Raw genomic sequence first — 17647 nt, forward strand, 5'->3', positions numbered from 1 at the left:
GCTGCATGGGTGTCGGTTTCCTGAGCATGACGCCCATTAAACGACAAAGCCCGGCGCGTGGCCAGGCTTTGGGGGGTACTTTGTCAGCAGTCTGAAGGCGCCGAGGCGCCCTTTCGTCAAACCGCATCACACGGGATTACGGGTTGTTGCGCTTGGCTTCGTCCCTGGCGTCCTTGGCGTCTTCCTTCGCGTCGCCGTAGCTCTGCTGAACCTTGCCCGCGCCCTGCTGGAGATCGCCCTTGAGTTCCTTGCCGGGGTTATCGGTTGCCTTGCCCACGGCTTCGTTGATCTTGCCCTTCACCTGTTCGCCTACCCCTTTTACCTGGTCCTTGTTCATCTTCGACTCCGGTTGAAAGCAATGCCGACGCGATATTGCGCCAGTAACCGGATCGAGCAACGGCCATGCCCGCCATTCTTCGGACCGAAACGGCCACGCATAAGCGGGCGGAATGCCCGCGCGCCGCCAACCGCAGGAATATTTTTCGCGGAAGCCCTAAAGTTTCCCTTCAGCCGGCCGTAATAGCGGCCATGGAGGAGCCATGGACCGCACACCCATCAACCTGTCGGCATCGTCGAAAGCCGCGCTGATCGACGGCGACATCACGCACATCGCGCGTGTCATGCGACTGTCGCTGCAAGGCGACCTCGCCGGACCGATCCTGGCGCCGGCCTACTGGCGCGAGCGCCTCTACAAGCTGCTCGATACGGGCAGCCTCACGCACCCGCAGCTCTGCGCAGTCGACAGCCTCCTGCTCCAACTCGACCAGTTCGAGGCCGAGCCGCCCGTCCCGTGGGACGAACTCGCGCCCGCGACCGCGGCGCTCTTTCCGCCGACGCACGAATCCGGCGCGGGGCACCCCGTCTAGCCGCCGCTTCATCGCGCTTGCCTCACGCGGCCCGGCCTAGCGCAGCCGGCCTGACGCGGCCCGCCGCGCGAACGACGGCGATGCGCCGTCGCCGACGACCTTCTCGCCCTAAAAAAACGGCCGCGAACCATGCCGCGGCCTGAACACGTCGCAACGCAGGGACTTCGCGTCACGCTGCTAGCGTACACATCCAACCGTGACAAGCGCATTTCGCCGCCGACGTTCCGGCGCGCCACATCGCGCCCCAAAATTCCTGGACAGGCGGTTATCGAACGGTCAAAATGTCCGCCAAAATTCCCAGCGAAAAACACATGACACGCGACATGACCCTGGCGACGAGCCACGACCTGCTCACTCAAGCGTTGCAGGTCTATAGCCAGGCCGAAATCGCGGCACGCTGCGGAAAAAACGTTCGAACCATTCGCCGCTGGAAGACCGATCAGAGTTGCCCGCGGATTGCGCAAGCGGCGTTGCGTGAAATGCTGCGAACGAAATCACGCAGCGGGCTCGCGCAAGGCGCGCCGGCTTTTCGCTTCATCGATCTCTTTGCCGGCATCGGCGGGATTCGGCGCGGCTTTGAAGCACATGGCGGTCAGTGCGTCTTCACGAGCGAATGGAACGAGTTCTCGAAGAAGACGTATCAGCAGAATCATCGCGACGCCGACGACTCGCATCAGTTCGTCGGCGACATCGTTTCGTTCGCGGAAGACGAGATTCCGCCGCACGACGTGCTGCTCGCCGGCTTTCCATGCCAGCCGTTCAGCATCGCGGGCGTGAGCAAGAAGAATTCGCTCGGCCGCCCGCATGGTTTCGAATGCACGACGCAAGGCACGCTCTTCTATGACGTCGCACGCATTATCGATGCAAAACGTCCGGCCGCGTTCGTGCTCGAGAACGTCAAGAACCTCATGTCGCACGATAAGGGCAATACGTTTCGAACGATTCTCGAAGTATTGCGCGACGAGTTGAAATACGACGTGCACTATAAGGTCATCGACGGGCAGCATTTCACGCCGCAGCATCGCGAGCGAATCGTGATTATCGGGTTTCGTTCGGGCACCGAATTTTCTTTCGACGACCTGCGCTTGCCCGCAATCGGGCCGCGCCTCGCGTCGATCCTGCACAAGACCGACGGCAGCGAGCCGCTGTTGCCGCACGACGGCGAGCGTTTCTTCGATCACGTTCAGCGCAAGGTTCAGCCGAAGTACACGTTGACGCCGAATCTGTGGGCGTACTTGCAGGCCTACGCCGACAAACATCGCGCCGCTGGCAACGGGTTCGGCTTCGGGTTGGTCACACCGCAAAGCGTCACACGCACGCTGTCGGCGCGTTACCACAAGGACGGCTCCGAGATTCTTCTCGCGCAAGGCCAGGGCGAACGGCCGCGCCGCTTGACGCCGCGCGAGTGCGCCCGTCTGATGGGCTTTCCCGACGACTTCGTGATTCCCGTGAGCGACACCCAGGCGTATCGTCAGTTCGGCAACAGCGTGGTGGTGCCGGTCATGCAGGAAGTGGCGCGCATCATGGCGCCGCATATCGGTGCGCTGCTCGGGCAAGACGTTCAAGCGAAGCGCGCAAAAGTAGCACTGCGCGCATAGTCGCTTGCACACACGCGGTCCTGTCGCGTAGTCGGCGTGGACAGAACCGCGTGGCCGCAAGACTCGTCCGTAAACTCAGCTTGTCGGCTGCGTCGCGGCCTCGTGAATCAGCGCCGCGACCTCCGTGGGCCGCGACGCGAGCGACGCGTGACTAGCCGCAAGCGTCACGATCTTTCTTGCGTTGAGCCGCGCGGACATCATCTTCTGGTTCTCCGGATGAATCATTCGGTCTTCGCTGGAAATCTGATACCACGATGGTTTCCGCGCCCATGCCGCCGAAGTGATTGGGTCTCCGAACGTTCCCGCTAATGGCGCCTTCTGCGTGACGGCCATGACAAGCGCCTCATCGGCGCTCAGGTCCTGACAGAAGCTTTGACGGAATTTCTCCGGCTTGATCCACAGGTAACCGTCGCTGTCCGGCTCGAGATTGGCGGCCGCCTCTGGCGGACGCTGCTGCGTGATGCCGCCCGGACTCTCCCCCGTATCCGGCGCGAACGCCGCGATATACACGAGCCCCGTCACGTTCGGATGATTGCCCGCCTGCGTGATGACCGCGCCTCCATACGAATGACCGACCAACAAGACCGGTCCGCCGATCTGGGCGATCATCTTGCTGGTTCGTTCGACGTCGTCAGCAAGCGAGGTCAGCGGCAATTCAACGGCGCGAATCGATTCGTGACCTTGACGCGCAAGCTCGACGATGACTTTGCTCCAATGGGCGGCTCCTCCCCAAAAACCGTGGACCAGCAAGATCGCAGGCTGATTGCTCATGACAGCACTCCTGTTGTTCGATTCGTAATGGCTCTGCGCTCACCACGGCATTGATCGTCTCCGAAGTTTGCACGCGACGTGTCAACCGCTGTCGCAAAGACAGCGGTGAAAACATCATAGGTCCAATGAAACGGAACAACGAGAAAGTTTATCGGCGTGCGGAGACGTCGAGCGCGGACCCGGCGATCGTGTCCAGATGCGCGCGCAGAACATCGATGAAATGCCGGCTCAATAGCGATGGCGCAGTGTGCGCGGGCATCGCCATGCGCACCGGCACATCGATCGTCGGCTCGAACGGTTTCACCAGCAACTGACCGGCATAGGTGCTCGCCACATACGGATTGACGATTGCCACGCCAATGCCCGCGCTCACGAGCGCACAGATGGTGATGGACGACGTGGTCTGGATCGCAAAGTCGACCGGCATATCGTGCGCAGCCAGCACCGCCTTGATCGCGATGGTCAGGTCGTCCATCTCTCCAAGCGAGAGCAAGGGCTCGCCGCGCAGCGCCTCCACATGAACCGTGGACTGATCTTTCAACCGATGACCAGGCGGCAGCACGCATACGGCCGGCACCGTCTTGATGATCTCGGTCTCGAAGTCGAGTTCGTCGAGCTTGCCGGTAGTTAGTATCAGATCGAACAGATCCTGACGCAGCAGGTCGGTCAATTGCGGCGTAGCGGCCGTCTGCAAGTTCAGATACGTTTGCGGAAAACGCGAGCGGAACTCGCGGATGACCTGCGGCAAAAGGCCGCTGCCGAGCGTCGGCGTGCAGCCGATATGCAGTGCGCCCGTCCCCGAATTGCGCAGAATCGAGACCACGGACTCGATGTTCTCCAGACCGTTGAAATGCTTCTGCACCGTCTTGTACAGCAGTTGTCCTTCGCTTGTCGGTCTCAACCTGCCGTGGTGCATCTCGAACAGTTTCAGGCCCGAAGAGCTTTGCAGTTCAGCGAGGCGGCGACTGACGGACGGCTGAGTCGTATTGAGCGCCGCAGCGGCGCCGGTCGTCGTACCCATCTGCATGACGGCGCGGAACGCCTGAATCTGCTGGAAGTTCAATGGCCGCGTCATGTAGAGGAAATCCAATCGACTAGGACGGCTGACTATACCAAACGCGAATAGCCGTACCGCAAAAATGAATTGTCCGGCGTCGCCGAGCGGCGATATTCTTCTGCCACTCTTCGCGCCGGCATGAACCGTCGGCGCTTTGTCTGCATTCTTTGCCTTTGGCCGCTCATGATCGCCTCGCCGCTTTGCATTGCTGACCGCCCTGGCCACCGCGCACGAACCGTTCGGCGCACCTGTCCTATCCAGCGGCTACGCGGCGGCGAGCAGCATCATTTCTTCGGCTATTACAACAAGAGCGCGTGGGATCGCACGGGCCGCTATCTGCTCGGCAACGAGGTCGCAATGATGGATGCGCCGCTTACGCCGGACTTGCAAGCCAACGTCGGGTACTTCGACCTTAAGGATGGCGAACTTTTTCATGCGATCGACACAACCACCGCATGGAACTGGCAAATGGGCTGCCAGTTGCAATGGCTCGACGGCGAGCCCGGCCACAAGTTCATTTACAACATACGTACCGACGATATGTCGGCGCGTTACCCAGGTTTCGGCGCGATTGTTTTCGACATCGGCAGCCGGAAAAAGACGGCGCTTTCAATGCCCGTTTATGTATGCGCACCCGATAGCCGCTATGCGCTTTGCGTCGATTACCGGCGCCTCTATGTGACGCACGAAACGATAGGCTACGCGGAGCATGGCGGTCCATTCACGTTAGAGCTGGCGCCGGCAGACGACGGCATCCATCGCCTCGATCTCGCAACCGGCGAGACTGCATTGATTGTCAGCTATGACGATTTGCGCGAGTTCCACCCGGTTGCGTCGATGGAGCGCGCGATCCACTGGGTAAGCCACATCGAGATCAATCCTGCGTCGTCGCGCATGCTGTTTTTGCACCGCTGGACGGAGCGCACCGCCGACGAAACGTGCTTCCTGCACCGGCTGATTACGATGAACGCCGACGGCTCCGGCATGCGCCTGCTCGAATGCTCGGACCATCCGCTGCCGCAACTGGCGGATGATTTCGATCCGTCCGCAGTCGGCACGTTCGACTACGAGAAGTCCGAATACCAGATCTCGCACCCGTTGTGGCAAGACGATGCGCACGTCGTCGCATGGAGCCCGCACGCCGGCAGCATTCACTATCATCTGTATGAAGACGCCGACGACGGCCAGGTGGAAGTGATCGGCCGCGACCTGCTGACCGAGAACGGGCATATGAGCTTTTCGCCGGTCGACACGCGCTGGCTGTTATCCGACACCTATCCTGATTCGCGGACCAACACACGCATTCTGTTTATCTACGACATGCGTGAAGGCGTGCGCTATGAGATCGGCGAATTCCATGCACCGCCGGAGCTGAAAAAAGAAAACCGCTGCGACTTGCACCCGCGCTGGAATCGCGACGGTCTCGCCGTGTGCATCGATTCCGTTCACGAGGGTGAACGCCAGATGTATGTGATCGACGTTTCGCAGATTACCGGCGCACGCTGAAGCAAAGATAATGAAGACCGTGGAGACAACGATGAAACGAGAGTACTTCGCCCGCGCCATCGTCACCGTTGCAATTGCAACATCGAGCGCGCTTCAGCTTCATGGCGTGAAGGCGGCGGAACCCGCGCTCACGGGCACGCTTCTGAAAGTAAGCGAAGACAAAGTGATTACCATTGGCTACCGCGATGCGTCGGTTCCGTTCTCCTACTACGACGCGAATCAAAAGCCGATCGGCTACTCGATCGACGTCGCGAATCTGGTTATCGAGCGTATCAGAAAAGATCTGAAACTTCCGGACCTGAAGGTCCGCACTATTCCGATCACTTCGCAGAACCGCATGTCGCTGCTTCAGAACGGCACGATCGACTTCGAATGCACGAGCACGACGAACAACGCCGAGCGCGCGCGGCAAGTGTCCTTTTCAAACAGCTTCTTCATTATCGGCACGCGTCTGCTCGTCAACACGAAGTCGGGCATCAAGGACTTCGACGATCTGAAAGACAAAACCGTCGTGGTCGGCGCGGGCACTACTTCGGAAAAGATCCTGCGCAAGATGAATGCCGAGAAGTCGATGAACATGGACATCATCAGCGCGAAAGACCATGCCGAATCGTTTCTCATGCTGACCACGGGCCGCGCGAAAGCCATGATGATGGACGACGCGTTGCTCGCCGGCGAACGCGCCAAAACGCGCAATCCCAATGACTATGAAATTGTCGGCACGCCGCAGAGCTACGAGGCGTACGGCTGCATGCTGCGCAAAAACGACGCGCCGATGAAAGCCATCATGGACGCCGCGATCGCCGACGCCCAGAAGTCCGGCCTGGCCGCGAAGATGTACACGCGCTGGTTCGAGCAGCCGATTCCGCCGAAGCAGCTCAATCTCGGTGTACCGCTGTCGCCGCGAATGAAGACTCTGTTCGCCAACCCCGGCGACAAGCCGACATCGTGAGCCGCGTCGCAGGCTAGAGGCATTCAATGGATTACAGATGGCACTGGGGTGTGCTGCTGCAGCCGGTCGCGACCGGCGAGCCCGCCACTTATCTGGACTGGCTCTTCTCCGGACTCGTGAATACCGTCGAATTGACCTTGCTTGCCTTCTCGCTTGCACTTGCGATAGGCACCGTATTCGGCGTCATGCGCACCTTGCCGAACCGCGCGGCAAATGCGGCGAGTGCGGCCTATGTTTCAATCTTTCGCGGCGTACCGCTGATCGTGCAGTTCTTCATCTGGTTCTTCGTCGTGCCAGAAGTACTGCCCACCGCTGCCGGAGACTGGTTCAAGAGCCTGCCCTCTCATCCGCAGTTTCTGATTGCGTCGGTTGTATCGCTCGGCGTGTACACGGGTTCGCGAATCTGTGAGCAAGTGCGCGCGGGCATACAGGCGCGACCCGTGGGACAGTTCCATGCGGCGTTCGCACTCGGGCTCACGCGAGCCCAGGCCTATCGCCATGTTCTGCTGCCTGTCGCGTTTCGCACGATACTCGGCCCGCTGACATCCGAGTTCCTGATCATATCCAAGAACTCTGCTGTGGCTTCCACGATCGGTTTGCTCGAACTGTCGGGTCAGGCGCGGCAACTTGTCGACTACACCGCGCAGCCGTATGAATCGTTTATCTGCGTGACGCTTGCCTATATGGCACTCAACTTCGCGATTCTGCGCGGCATGCGCTGGATTCGCCGGCGCACTGCGCTGCACGGAATGATCGGGACTTGATATGTTCGAGATGGACTGGCAAGGGCTCGTCGACTCGAGAGACGTGTTGCTCTCAGGCATGCAGGTCACATTGCAGATTACCGTTGTCGCGATTCTCGTCGGTCTCGCCTGGGGCACGGTACTCGCGATATTCAGTTTGTCGGCGAATCGCGCACTGCGGCTCTTTACGCAAACCTATGTAGCGCTATTCCGATCGATTCCGCTCGTCATGCTGTTGTTGTGGTTCTACCTGATCGTGCCGCAACTGCTGAAGGCGCTCTTCAATCTTCCGTCCACGGTCGACTTGCGGCTCGTTTCGGCACTGACTGCTTATTCGTTACTCGAGGCGGCGTTCTTCTGCGAAATCATTCGCGCGGGCATCGCCGGCTTGCCGAGCGGACAGCTTCAGGCGGGATACGCACTCGGCATGACATCCATGCAGACGCTGCGTTATGTGATTCTGCCGCAGGCGTTTCGCGCGATGGTGCCGCTTGCGCTTACACAGTGCATCGTCATCTTTCAGGACACGTCGCTCGTCTATGTGATCGCGCTGGGCGATTTCTTCAGGCGCCTGACGGCAATCGGCGAACGCGACGGCACCATCGTCCCCGTGCTGATCGTTGCGGGCGTGGCTTACTGGGCGATCACCACGATGATGATCGCGATCACTCATTGCGTTCGCACGAGGCTCGCAAAATGATTGCATTGAAAGACGTTTCTAAACGGCATGGACACGCGCCATCACGATGAGTACCAGCCACGACACGCAATTGCGCATGTTCGTCGCCGTCGCGAAGTTCCATTCGCTGCGCGCGGCGGCTGAAGCGGTCGGCATCACGCAGCCGGCCTTGAGCCGGCATATTCAGTCGCTCGAATCGAAACTCGGCCACGCGCTATTCAGGCGGCACGGTCGCGGAATGCAACTGACGTCGGATGGCGAAGCGTTGTTTCGGGCGGTAGAGCCGCTTCTCGACGCGCTGGACCAGTCGGTTTCGCACGCCACCGCGCATGGGCCCGGCTGGGGACTGTCGCTGCGCATTGCCACAGTGGACACACTGGTTGGACACTTCGTACCGAGCCTCGGCCGCGAACTCTTGCGAGTCTATCCGCAGACGCGTCTCTCTTTGCAATGCAGCACTTCCAGTAGCGTCGTTGAAATGGTGTTGCGCGGCACGGCCGATCTCGGCCTGGCTTATTCCACCGAGTTGAGCACGACCGACCTTCAAAGCGTCGAGCTTCACGAAGAACGCCTCGCGCTTTACCACAGCGCGCGGACTGATGTCAGCCGCGAAGCCATGTCGCGTTTGTCGGAGTTGAAGCTGGTGCTGCCGCCTCGTCACTTCGGCGTGCGGCGTTATGTGGAGCGCGTGCTCGGTTGTGCGATACAGCCGTCGATCGAATGCGACTCGCTCGAGTTGTCATTGCGAATGGCGTCGGTTAGCGGAGCGATTGCGCTATTGCCAGAACATGTCCCAGAGGACTTAATGGCATCCTGTGAGTTAAATCGCATAATTCTCGCGGACATTCCCGCTCGACGGCTGGTCGCTTTCTGGCGCGCTCAAACCAGAAGATGTGTGGTACTCGAGACGGCCATTGAAATCGCCAGGCGAACCCGAGCCAGCGAACGATAACTGCACGTTAATCCAGAATTATTTCTGGGACGATGGCGCCGTGCATTCGCCACGGTCATAATCGCAAAGGCGTTGCGCAGCATCAACGCAAACTTCAAATACCTCCTGAACCGCTACACAACAAAGGCACTGCGAAAGGGCACTGCCAACAAATCGCCTGAATCGTCAAACAGTTTTGACAATTAGTCATGCATACCTTCAAACGGTGAGGACACGATGAAGAACCATCAACTTCGCGCGCTCGTCGCCATTGCAGACGCCGGCAGCGTTCGCGGCGCAGCCAGGGCATTGGGATTGTCGCCCTCCGCCATCACGCAGGCGCTGAAAGATCTCGAAGACCGCGTCAACGCGCCTTTGATCGTGCGCGCATCGTCAGGGGCGACGTTGACGGAATGCGGCAATACGCTGCTCCCTCATGCAAGACTTATCGTGTCGCAAGTAGAACGCGCGCATGGCGCTTTGAATGAGATGCGCGGCGAGCCGTGCGGAAAACTGTCGCTCGCGATCACGCCGTGGATAGCTTTATGTTTTCTTCCCGAGATATTCATTCAGTTCCGCAAGCTGATGCCGAATGTGCAACTCGAGATGTTCGAAGGCCTCATGTCGATCGCCTATCCGCGTTTGCGCGATGGCAGCGTCGAAGTATTCGTGGGCCAGCAGGCTCCCGATACGGTCAACACGGAATTCAATTTCCGCCCGCTCTTGTCGTGCGGCCTGACCGTGGTCGCGCGGCGTGGACATCCACTCGCGCAGTCCCGCTCTCTTGCGGATCTGATGGATGCCGATTGGCTGGTGTGCCTCGACTCGGACATGGAGTGCCGGCTCTCGAAGAAAATGTTCTATCGCAATGGCTTGCCGGAACCGCGTAACGTTCACTACATGCATTCATTGATGGTGGCCGCATCGGTACTGCAAAGAACCGACGCAGTGAGTATCTTCCCGTGGCCACTCGCGGAACTGTGTGTGACGCGCTTCAAGTTCTGCGCGTTCCCGCTGAGAGAAGAACTCGAAGATACATCCATCGGAATCGTTTCGCGCCTCGGCCATCCTCAAAGCGCGGCGGCAAATTGCCTTATCGACATACTTCTGGAGACCATCCGCGATAGCGACAACACAGGAAGCGTAGAAGCAAAGCGGGTTCTGCAATCGACTGAGCGGCTGTTTTAGTTCGCGCCATTGTCGTGCAACGCCGGCGGCTGTACTCGGCTTTACGCTTCACCGCCGGCTCATCATAACGATTAGCGAATCGGCTTGCCGCCGCGTGTGATGAGAACCGCCGTCTCAGCGCTATATGTCGCGTGCACGCTGTCGCCTACCGCGATCTTGTCGAGGGGTACGTTCGGGGCAATTTGCAGCAGCATACTGCGCGAGGGTCCGCGCAATACGACCTGGCGATTCTTGCGGTCGATGCTTTGCACGGTCGCGACCACGTCGACCTTGCGCAGCTTCACGGCCATGCTGTGCGATATGGGCCTGGCGGATTCTTCTTCGACTCGCGAGCGCACGCCCTTGGCCGCCACCTTTTCCGCCGACAACAACAGCGCGCTTTTGTATTGGACCTGTATCTCGTCGCCGACCTTGAGCAGCCTGATATCGGCCACCTCGGGATCGACCTCCATCACTACTATCTCGCCGTGCGATCCCTGCACGGTGATACGGTTCATCTGCGCGTCGATATTGACGATACGGCTGGTGAGCCAGGCGACCATTTGCGCACCCGGTGCGCTTGCCGGTGCAGGTGTCCGATCGTCTTGCGCGCGACTTGCTGCCGGATAGCCCAGCAATAATGCCGCGGCAAAGGCGAGGTTTAACATACTCGACGATTGCGCTGTAAGTGCACGCATAACTTGCTCCGATTTCAATTTCATAGTGAGTAGGTGTGGTGGGCAGTCCTCGACAACATCAGCGCTTTAATTAACCGGTCGCCTGTTGACTGCCAGCAGCGAACGTATCGCGAGCCCATGCACGCTGTGAAGCAACATAATGCTGAACGCGTTAATCGCTTCCGAACAACACAGCAAGGAGCCGGGCGCTCCATTCCGCATACGCACGCGCGTCGCCGCAACAGATCCATATCGCTTTCAATGAACCGCGTTCGCTTTTGCTTTACGCGTACGCCATTCCGCTTCTTCCGCCGACGGTTCGCTTGCATTAACTTTCCAACACGTTGCAGCGAGTAACGAACCCCGAGCCGCCACTTACCAAGGTCTGAGTGGTGGACTTTCGCGGCCGCTAAGGCGGCCGCTTTTTTTCAGCAGGAGCGCCCATGAAGAAAATCGTTTCCACTCTGTTGTTCTGCATGATTAGCGCGGCGTCGACATCCTGGGCACAAACCCCGGCGAATAAAACATCGCCGGGTACAAGCGATCAGATCGTGCAGATGCACGAGCGCATTTCCGCGGCTAATCACGTATATGACGGCAAAGTGGCCGCCGCCAAGCGCGTGTATATGCGGCAGAAAGCGGCCGCAGCGAAAGAGCGCGACGCCGCCGTCGCCGCTGCTCGCGACGGTGTTCCCGCAGACGCCGCTCAATAGGCGGTCTTATTGGCGCGGCCGGAGAACGCGCGTTCCGGCACGCGATGTAAAGACGATCCAGCACTGCTAACGCAGCAAGAAGAGAGGCGTCGACTATGAACCGGGATAACGAGGCAACAGATAGACACGCAAAGGACACACATGCAAAAGAGGAGGCAGCAAAACGCAGAAGACTGACTGCGTCGAGTCTCGACGCCATCATGACACCAGGCGTGCGCTATACCTGCGTCGCGCTCGCGAATCAGTTGAACAGCAGCACACGGCAAATCAAGGCTTCGCTGAGTCAGCTCGTCGACGCCGGCACGGTCCGCCATATACAGGAGGCCCGCACCGGCATTTACTGGGTGCCGACAAGCGACGAGAGGAAGAGCTTCGAGCAAAGACGCATGGCGCGCAGAGTGCTCCTCGGCCATACGCTCGAAGGTTATGACGCGGGTCTGCACAGCTTGCAAAGCCTGTGCATGCTGGTACGTCGATCCTGACGACGCCACCGCTCGTCTCCAATACGCGCGCGGTGCAAGCGATTTTGCGTAAACTGCCGGATGCCGGCATACGCCGGCTTGCCTGCGCGCGGTTTCAATCGAATCCCGGCGTCGCCCGAAGTGGCGCGCATCGTGCTCCAGCGTAGGCAACGCTGCTTATTGCACTGCTTCAGGAGCCATCGCATGAATCGACACAAGCGCCTTCCCTGCACGCCGACTTGTTCGGGCTGCGCAAACTCGCCGCGCTAGCATGGTCGATATCGTCGACAGCGCCACGCGTAGCCGCATGATGTCCGGCATTCGCGGCCGCAATACGAAGCCCGAAGTGCTGATCCGCAGCCTGCTGCATCGGCAGGGCTTTCGCTTTCGCCTGAATGCGCGCGACTTGCCGGGGCGCCCCGACATCGTGCTGCCTCGCTACCGCGCCGTCGTGCTCGTGCATGGCTGCTTCTGGCATGGTCACGACTGCCCTCTTTTCAAATGGCCGCAGACGCGCCCCGAGTTCTGGCGCGAGAAGATCGGCCGTAACCGCGCGAACGACGACAAGGTGCGCGCCGCGCTGCTCGCGGCCGGCTGGCGCGTCGGCGTCGTGTGGGAATGCGCGTTGCGCGGCGCGAATCGCGACATCGAGGGCGTGCTGACGCGTCTCGTCGAATGGCTGAAGAGCGACGCGCCGAGCTTCGAAGAACGCGCCTGAAAGCGCCCTTGCCCACCGCCTGCTACGCGCGGTTTGGCGAGCGAACCGAAAGCCCTCGGTGATACACTCGACTGGCTAACCCGAAGCGACTTAAGCCCGCCGACTTTCACGCCGGCACGGCACTCACGGTGCTCGCTTCGGCCATCAAACCCGCCAGCAAGGGAGGCACACAATGGCTGATTTCCGTCTGTGGTCCGACGATTTTCCCAATAGCGGCTTCATGCCGAAGGCGCACGAATACGACGACAAGGCATTCGGCGTCGACGGCGAAAACATCTCGCCCGCGCTGCAATGGGAAGGCGCGCCGGCCGACACGCAAAGCTTCGCGCTCACCGTGCACGATCCCGACGCGCCAACGGGCAGCGGCTTCTGGCACTGGGTCGTGGTCAACATTCCCGCGGACGCACGCTCGTTGCCGCGCAACGCCGGCAAGGCCGACGGCTCGCTGCTGCCGCAAGGCGCGCTGCAGGTGCGCAACGATTACGGCACGGTCGGCTTCGGCGGTGCCGCGCCGCCGCGCGGCGACAGAACGCATCGCTACATTTTCCGGCTGCATGCGCTGAAGGTGCCGCACCTGCCCATCACCGCCGAGACCACCAACGCGGTCGCGCGCTTCATGACTCATCTGAACGAGATCGACTCGACGACGCACACCGGGCTCTACGAGCTCAAATAGCGGCGAGCTGCGGACGATGCCGCAACGCACGCCATCATATTGAGCGGCGCGGCATCGACCCAGCGCGCGCGAACCTTTCGCGAAAGCAGCCATAAGTCGCGACCCGCCGCGCTTTCGTGCGGAACGCTGAAGGCAACTCGAACAACCGATGCACGCACAACCATCCCGCAACGGCGGGACCCTACCGCCGGATGCCGCGGACACGCTCGCTCCTGACAGCGCGCGGCCGTCCAATGCCGAACCCGGTCTGCCCACGCCGCAACGCTATTGGGCGATGCTCGTCATCGCTCTTGCGCTGACGCTTGCGGTGCTCGACAGCGCGATTGCCAATGTCGCGCTGCCCACCATCGCGCGCAACTTGCAGGCGAGCGCGGCCGGCTCCATCTGGATCGTCAACGCGTATCAACTCGCCATCACCATTTCTCTGCTGCCCCTCGCGTCGCTTGGCGACCGCATCGGCTATCGGCGCATCTATCTGGCCGGGCTGATTCTGTTTACGGTGGCCTCGTTCGGTTGCGCGCTCTCGACCTCGCTGCCGACGCTCGCGATCGCTCGCGTCGTGCAGGGCTTCGGCGCGGCGGGCGTCATGAGCGTGAACACGGCGCTCGTGCGCATGATCTATCCGCCGACGCAACTCGGACGCGGCGTCTCGATCAACGCGATGGTGGTTGCGGTGTCGTCGGCAGTCGGACCCACGGTCGCTTCCGGCGTGCTCGCGGTCGCTCCGTGGCCGTGGCTGTTTGCGATCAATGTGCCGATCGGCATTGCGGCGATTATCGGCGGCTTCAAGGCGCTGCCGATGAACCGCGGCCACGATTCCCCGTACGACCTGTTGAGCGCGGTGATGAACGCGTTCGTATTCGGCCTGCTGATTTTCGCCGTCGACGGACTCGGCCACGGCGAACGGCTCGGCTATGTCGTCGTGGAACTGATCGGCGCGGTGGTGATCGGCTACTTCTTCGTGCGCCGTCAGTTGAGCCGCCCCGCGCCGCTGCTGCCGATCGATTTGCTGAGGATTCCGATCTTCGCGCTGTCGATCGGCACGTCGGTGTGTTCGTTCTGCGCGCAGATGCTCGCGTTCGTGTCGCTGCCGTTCATGTTGCAGGACATGCTCGGTTTCTCGCAGGTCGACACCGGTCTGCTGATGACGCCGTGGCCCGCGATCATCATCGTCGCCGCGCCGATTGCCGGCGTGCTGTCGGACAAGGTCTCGTCGGGCTGGCTCGGCGGCGTGGGGCTCGCCGCGATGACGGTCGGCCTGCTCCTGCTCGCGACGCTCGGCCCGCATCCGGACGCCTGGCAGATCGCGTGGCGCATGGCGTTGTGCGGCGCGGGCTTCGGCATCTTCCAGTCGCCGAATAACCGCACGATGCTGTCGTCCGCGCCACGCGAACGCAGCGGCGGCGCAAGCGGCATGCTCGGTACTGCGCGCCTGACCGGTCAGACGCTCGGCGCGGCGCTCGTCGCGCTGATCTTCGGCGTCGCGCCGCACAGCGGGCCGGTCATCGCGCTTTATGTTGCCGCGGGTTTTTCGGCGGTGGCCGCCGTGGTCAGCACGATGCGCGTGATGCAGCGGGTCAATACGCGCGCCGCGTAACGACGCCACGCATCCGACAAACGACGCAGATACGAAAAGGGCGCGCATCGCATGATGTGCGCCCTTTCCTTGCTCTGCTCCAACGCTTTCTTCCAGGCTCTCACTTCGACGTGATCAGCTTCGCGCGGCTTCTAACAAACGCAAAGAAACCGCGCAGCCGCCCACAACTCCTACGACGACGACGACGCCGTCACGTCAGCGAGCTTTACCGCTTTGGCCGTCACCGAAGACGCGGTCGCCACGTTACGCAGATCCGCCAGGAACGTATCGCGCCACACGGACAGGTTGTTCTCGCGCATCGGCGCCATCATGTCGGCGTGACGCGCCTGCCGCTCGGCAAGCGGCATCGACAGCGCGCGTTCGAGCGCCTCGGCCATTTGCGAGAGATCGAACGGATTGACGACGAGCGCGCCCGGCAATTGTTCGGCCGCGCCCGCGAACTGCGACAACACGAGCACGCCAGGATCGGCCGGGTCCTGCGACGCGACGTATTCCTTCGCGACGAGATTCATGCCGTCGCGCAGCGGCGTCACATAGCCGACCTGCGATTGACGGAACAGCGCCATCAGAAGATTGCGCTCGTATTTGCGGTTCAGGTACTGGATCGGCGTCCAGTCGAGCTGCGCGAAGCGTCCGTTGATGCGGCCGGCCTCGCCTTCCAGCGTCTGACGAATCCGCTGATATGTTTGCACGTCGGAGCGCGTCGGCGGCGCGATCTGCACCAGCGACACGCGCCCGTGCCATCCCGGCGCATTCAGCAGCAGACGTTCGAACGCCTGGAAGCGCTCGACGAGCCCCTTCGAATAATCGAGGCGATCGACGCTCATGATCAGCTTGCGTCCGCGCATGCCGTCGCGCAGGCTGCGCACCGGCTTTCGGTCGGTGAACTGCTCGGCGGCCTTCGCGATCGCATCGGGATAGATGCCGATCGGATACGCGGCGACCTTCAGGAAGCGGTTATACGCGTGGACCATGCCGTCTTCGCTCGAGGTGCCGTGATGACCGCGCTCGATGAAATCGACAAACGACTGGCGATCCGCCTCCGTCTGAAAGCCGATCACGTCGTAGCTGCACATTGCCTTGACGAGTTCCTCGTGCGGCGGAATCGTGCGCAGCACCTCGGGAACCGGAAACGGAATATGCAGGAAGAAGCCGATCGGATTCTTCACGCCGAGATCGCGCAGGCAGCGCGCGAACGGCAGCAGATGATAGTCGTGAACCCAGATGATGTCGTCGGGCCGCAGCAGTTCCTTCAACTGCTTCGCGAGCGTCGCATTGACGCGCTGATAACCCGCGTATTCCTGCCGATCGTAGCGCGAGAGGTCGTTGCGATAGTGGAACGTGGGCCACAGCGTCGCATTCGAAAAACCGCGGTAGTACTGGTCGTAGTCGCGCTTGGTCAGGCCGACCGTCGCATACGTGACGTTGCCCTGCTTCTCGATTACCGGCGCCGACGGTTCGCTCACCGTCTCGCCGCTCCAGCCGAACCAGACTCCGCCGGTTTCCTTCAACGCGTCCAGCACGCCGATCGCCAGGCCACCCGCTGCGGGCCGGCCCTCCTGGGTCGGCGCGACACGATTCGATACCACGATCAGTCTGCTCATTGGTGCTCCACCTAGTTCAGTTGTTTCGTTGCATGCGGACATGTGCGGCAAGATTGCACGCAAGTCGCGTGCCGTTTCGGTGCAAATGGGAAATAAAAATGTGTGCAAATGTGACAAACGAGCACAAACCCGCGCCGCCATGATGCGGCGAAGGAGTTTCTTCCGTTTCGTCACATGAAAGTGGAAACGTCTTGCTCGGGCTGGAAGCTCGGGCTGCCGAGCAGTCTTATGCGTCCTGCTCAGAGCCCAGGTCGCGCTGGTAGTCGAGGCCTTCCTGGCGCACGCCGCCCTGGTTGTATTCCCCGTCAGGTGGGGCGTCGGGGGCGACGCGATTCTGCGCGGACGGATCGTGGTGCGGCGCGGACGAGGCCGCAGCGGCCGCGGCGGCCGAAGCGTCCGGAACGGGTCCGGACGAAGCCGGCGGTGGAGCGCTCTTGTCCGTAGAACGGCTGTCGCGCTTGGAATGGCGCGCGGAACGCCGCAGCGCTGGATGTCTCATGATCGATGCCTCCGGGCAAAGCCGCGCCGCCTGGCAGCGGCGGCATCAACACAGTCTAGGAGCGACGACATTGAATTGCCGGTAAATCATGCGTCGCATTTGTAACATGTACACAAATTTGCTGCGCCCGCCAAGGCGCGAACGGCAAGGAATTCAGAGTTGCAGAGAGATTGGCGGACGCCGACTGGCCTGCGGAGTCTGCGTGGGCTGCGGAGGCGGGTCGCCAATCGGCGGCTCGACGGGTTCGATCGGTTCAGGATCCGGATTGGGCACCGTATCCGGCTCGCTTGGACTCGGCGGCTCGATCGGCTCCGGTCGATGCGCGTGCTGGCGAAGCGGCAGCGCGGGAGCGGCAGCGTAGTGCGGCATGTCAGTGGTCCTCGCTATGCATTTGTGTTGAATGCAGCAAGGGCTGTGCCGTTCGACGCCGCG

Annotated in this window: 20 protein-coding genes; 13 read left to right on the plus strand and 7 right to left on the minus strand. The window is 61.1% G+C overall.

Going from position 1 to position 17647, the window contains the following annotated elements; translation table 11 throughout:
* Window positions 1-136: 136 nt before the first annotated feature.
* Window positions 137-337 (minus strand): CsbD family protein, encoded by a 201-nt coding sequence (locus tag C8K18_RS07635; RefSeq protein WP_006048404.1) that lies wholly within the window; start codon window positions 335-337, stop codon window positions 137-139.
* Window positions 338-539: 202 nt separating this feature from the next.
* Between C8K18_RS07635 and C8K18_RS07640 the strand changes: the two genes are divergently transcribed.
* Together C8K18_RS07640 and dcm are read left to right on the plus strand one after the other, a co-directional pair.
* Entirely contained in the window at window positions 540-866 is a 327-nt protein-coding gene (locus C8K18_RS07640; protein ID WP_006048405.1) for a hypothetical protein, read from the plus strand.
* Window positions 867-1189: 323 nt separating this feature from the next.
* The gene (gene dcm, locus C8K18_RS07645) at window positions 1190-2464 is read left to right on the plus strand and encodes a DNA (cytosine-5-)-methyltransferase (protein ID WP_181324832.1); all 1275 of its coding nucleotides are present in this window, start codon (window positions 1190-1192) and stop codon (window positions 2462-2464) included.
* Between the two features lie 75 nt (window positions 2465-2539).
* Here dcm and C8K18_RS07650 read toward each other — a convergent pair whose 3' ends face one another.
* Complete coding sequence (locus C8K18_RS07650; protein WP_029970011.1) at window positions 2540-3235, minus strand: alpha/beta hydrolase; 696 nt, start codon at window positions 3233-3235, stop codon at window positions 2540-2542.
* A 148-nt stretch (window positions 3236-3383) separates the two neighbouring features.
* Window positions 3384-4310 carry a LysR substrate-binding domain-containing protein gene (locus C8K18_RS07655; RefSeq protein WP_006048408.1) on the minus strand — a complete coding sequence of 309 codons (927 nt, stop codon included), beginning with the start codon at window positions 4308-4310 and terminating at the stop codon, window positions 3384-3386.
* 165 nt (window positions 4311-4475) lie between these two features.
* Here C8K18_RS07655 and C8K18_RS07660 point away from each other — a divergent pair, with 165 nt between their 5' ends.
* From C8K18_RS07660 to C8K18_RS07685, 6 genes are all read left to right on the plus strand, one after another.
* Entirely contained in the window at window positions 4476-5798 is a 1323-nt protein-coding gene (locus C8K18_RS07660; RefSeq protein WP_107707353.1) for a hypothetical protein, read from the plus strand.
* A gap of 31 nt (window positions 5799-5829) precedes the next feature.
* A complete protein-coding gene (locus C8K18_RS07665) occupies window positions 5830-6750 on the plus strand; it encodes a glutamate/aspartate ABC transporter substrate-binding protein (protein WP_107707155.1) in 921 nt (306 codons plus the stop codon).
* Window positions 6751-6776: 26 nt separating this feature from the next.
* Window positions 6777-7514, plus strand: coding sequence for an amino acid ABC transporter permease (locus C8K18_RS07670; protein ID WP_107707156.1), 738 nt, complete (start codon window positions 6777-6779; stop codon window positions 7512-7514).
* Between the two features lies 1 nt (window position 7515).
* Entirely contained in the window at window positions 7516-8193 is a 678-nt protein-coding gene (locus C8K18_RS07675; RefSeq protein WP_107707157.1) for an ABC transporter permease subunit, read from the plus strand.
* 76 nt (window positions 8194-8269) lie between these two features.
* Window positions 8270-9124 (plus strand): LysR family transcriptional regulator, encoded by an 855-nt coding sequence (locus C8K18_RS07680; RefSeq protein WP_232292248.1) that lies wholly within the window; start codon window positions 8270-8272, stop codon window positions 9122-9124.
* Window positions 9125-9340: 216 nt separating this feature from the next.
* Complete coding sequence (locus tag C8K18_RS07685) at window positions 9341-10291, plus strand: LysR family transcriptional regulator (RefSeq protein WP_006048414.1); 951 nt, start codon at window positions 9341-9343, stop codon at window positions 10289-10291.
* Between the two features lie 71 nt (window positions 10292-10362).
* Here C8K18_RS07685 and C8K18_RS07690 read toward each other — a convergent pair whose 3' ends face one another.
* Window positions 10363-10968 (minus strand): hypothetical protein, encoded by a 606-nt coding sequence (locus C8K18_RS07690; protein WP_107707159.1) that lies wholly within the window; start codon window positions 10966-10968, stop codon window positions 10363-10365.
* Window positions 10969-11390: 422 nt separating this feature from the next.
* Here C8K18_RS07690 and C8K18_RS07695 point away from each other — a divergent pair, with 422 nt between their 5' ends.
* The 5 genes from C8K18_RS07695 (at window position 11391) to C8K18_RS07715 (ending at window position 15112) form a co-directional block, all read left to right on the plus strand.
* Complete coding sequence (locus tag C8K18_RS07695) at window positions 11391-11660, plus strand: hypothetical protein (protein WP_006048416.1); 270 nt, start codon at window positions 11391-11393, stop codon at window positions 11658-11660.
* A gap of 200 nt (window positions 11661-11860) precedes the next feature.
* Window positions 11861-12142 carry a hypothetical protein gene (locus tag C8K18_RS07700; RefSeq protein WP_258196080.1) on the plus strand — a complete coding sequence of 94 codons (282 nt, stop codon included), beginning with the start codon at window positions 11861-11863 and terminating at the stop codon, window positions 12140-12142.
* Between the two features lie 250 nt (window positions 12143-12392).
* Complete coding sequence (locus tag C8K18_RS07705) at window positions 12393-12839, plus strand: very short patch repair endonuclease (protein WP_006048418.1); 447 nt, start codon at window positions 12393-12395, stop codon at window positions 12837-12839.
* A 172-nt stretch (window positions 12840-13011) separates the two neighbouring features.
* A complete protein-coding gene (locus C8K18_RS07710) occupies window positions 13012-13515 on the plus strand; it encodes a YbhB/YbcL family Raf kinase inhibitor-like protein (RefSeq protein ID WP_006048419.1) in 504 nt (167 codons plus the stop codon).
* Window positions 13516-13663: 148 nt separating this feature from the next.
* Entirely contained in the window at window positions 13664-15112 is a 1449-nt protein-coding gene (locus C8K18_RS07715; protein WP_082366951.1) for an MFS transporter, read from the plus strand.
* 170 nt (window positions 15113-15282) lie between these two features.
* On the opposite strand, the gene otsA is transcribed toward C8K18_RS07715, so the two are convergent.
* The 3 genes from otsA to C8K18_RS33640 form a co-directional block, all read right to left on the minus strand.
* Window positions 15283-16716 (minus strand): alpha,alpha-trehalose-phosphate synthase (UDP-forming), encoded by a 1434-nt coding sequence (otsA, locus tag C8K18_RS07720; RefSeq protein WP_029970024.1) that lies wholly within the window; start codon window positions 16714-16716, stop codon window positions 15283-15285.
* Between the two features lie 226 nt (window positions 16717-16942).
* Window positions 16943-17215 carry a hypothetical protein gene (locus C8K18_RS07725; RefSeq protein ID WP_107707160.1) on the minus strand — a complete coding sequence of 91 codons (273 nt, stop codon included), beginning with the start codon at window positions 17213-17215 and terminating at the stop codon, window positions 16943-16945.
* A 153-nt stretch (window positions 17216-17368) separates the two neighbouring features.
* Window positions 17369-17584, minus strand: a complete 216-nt coding sequence (locus tag C8K18_RS33640; RefSeq protein WP_107707161.1) for a hypothetical protein — start codon at window positions 17582-17584, stop codon at window positions 17369-17371.
* Window positions 17585-17647: the final 63 nt, after the last annotated feature.

The sequence above is a fragment of the Paraburkholderia sp. GV068 genome (assembly GCF_003058125.1).
GTDB classification, from domain to species: Bacteria; Pseudomonadota; Gammaproteobacteria; order Burkholderiales; family Burkholderiaceae; genus Paraburkholderia; species Paraburkholderia graminis.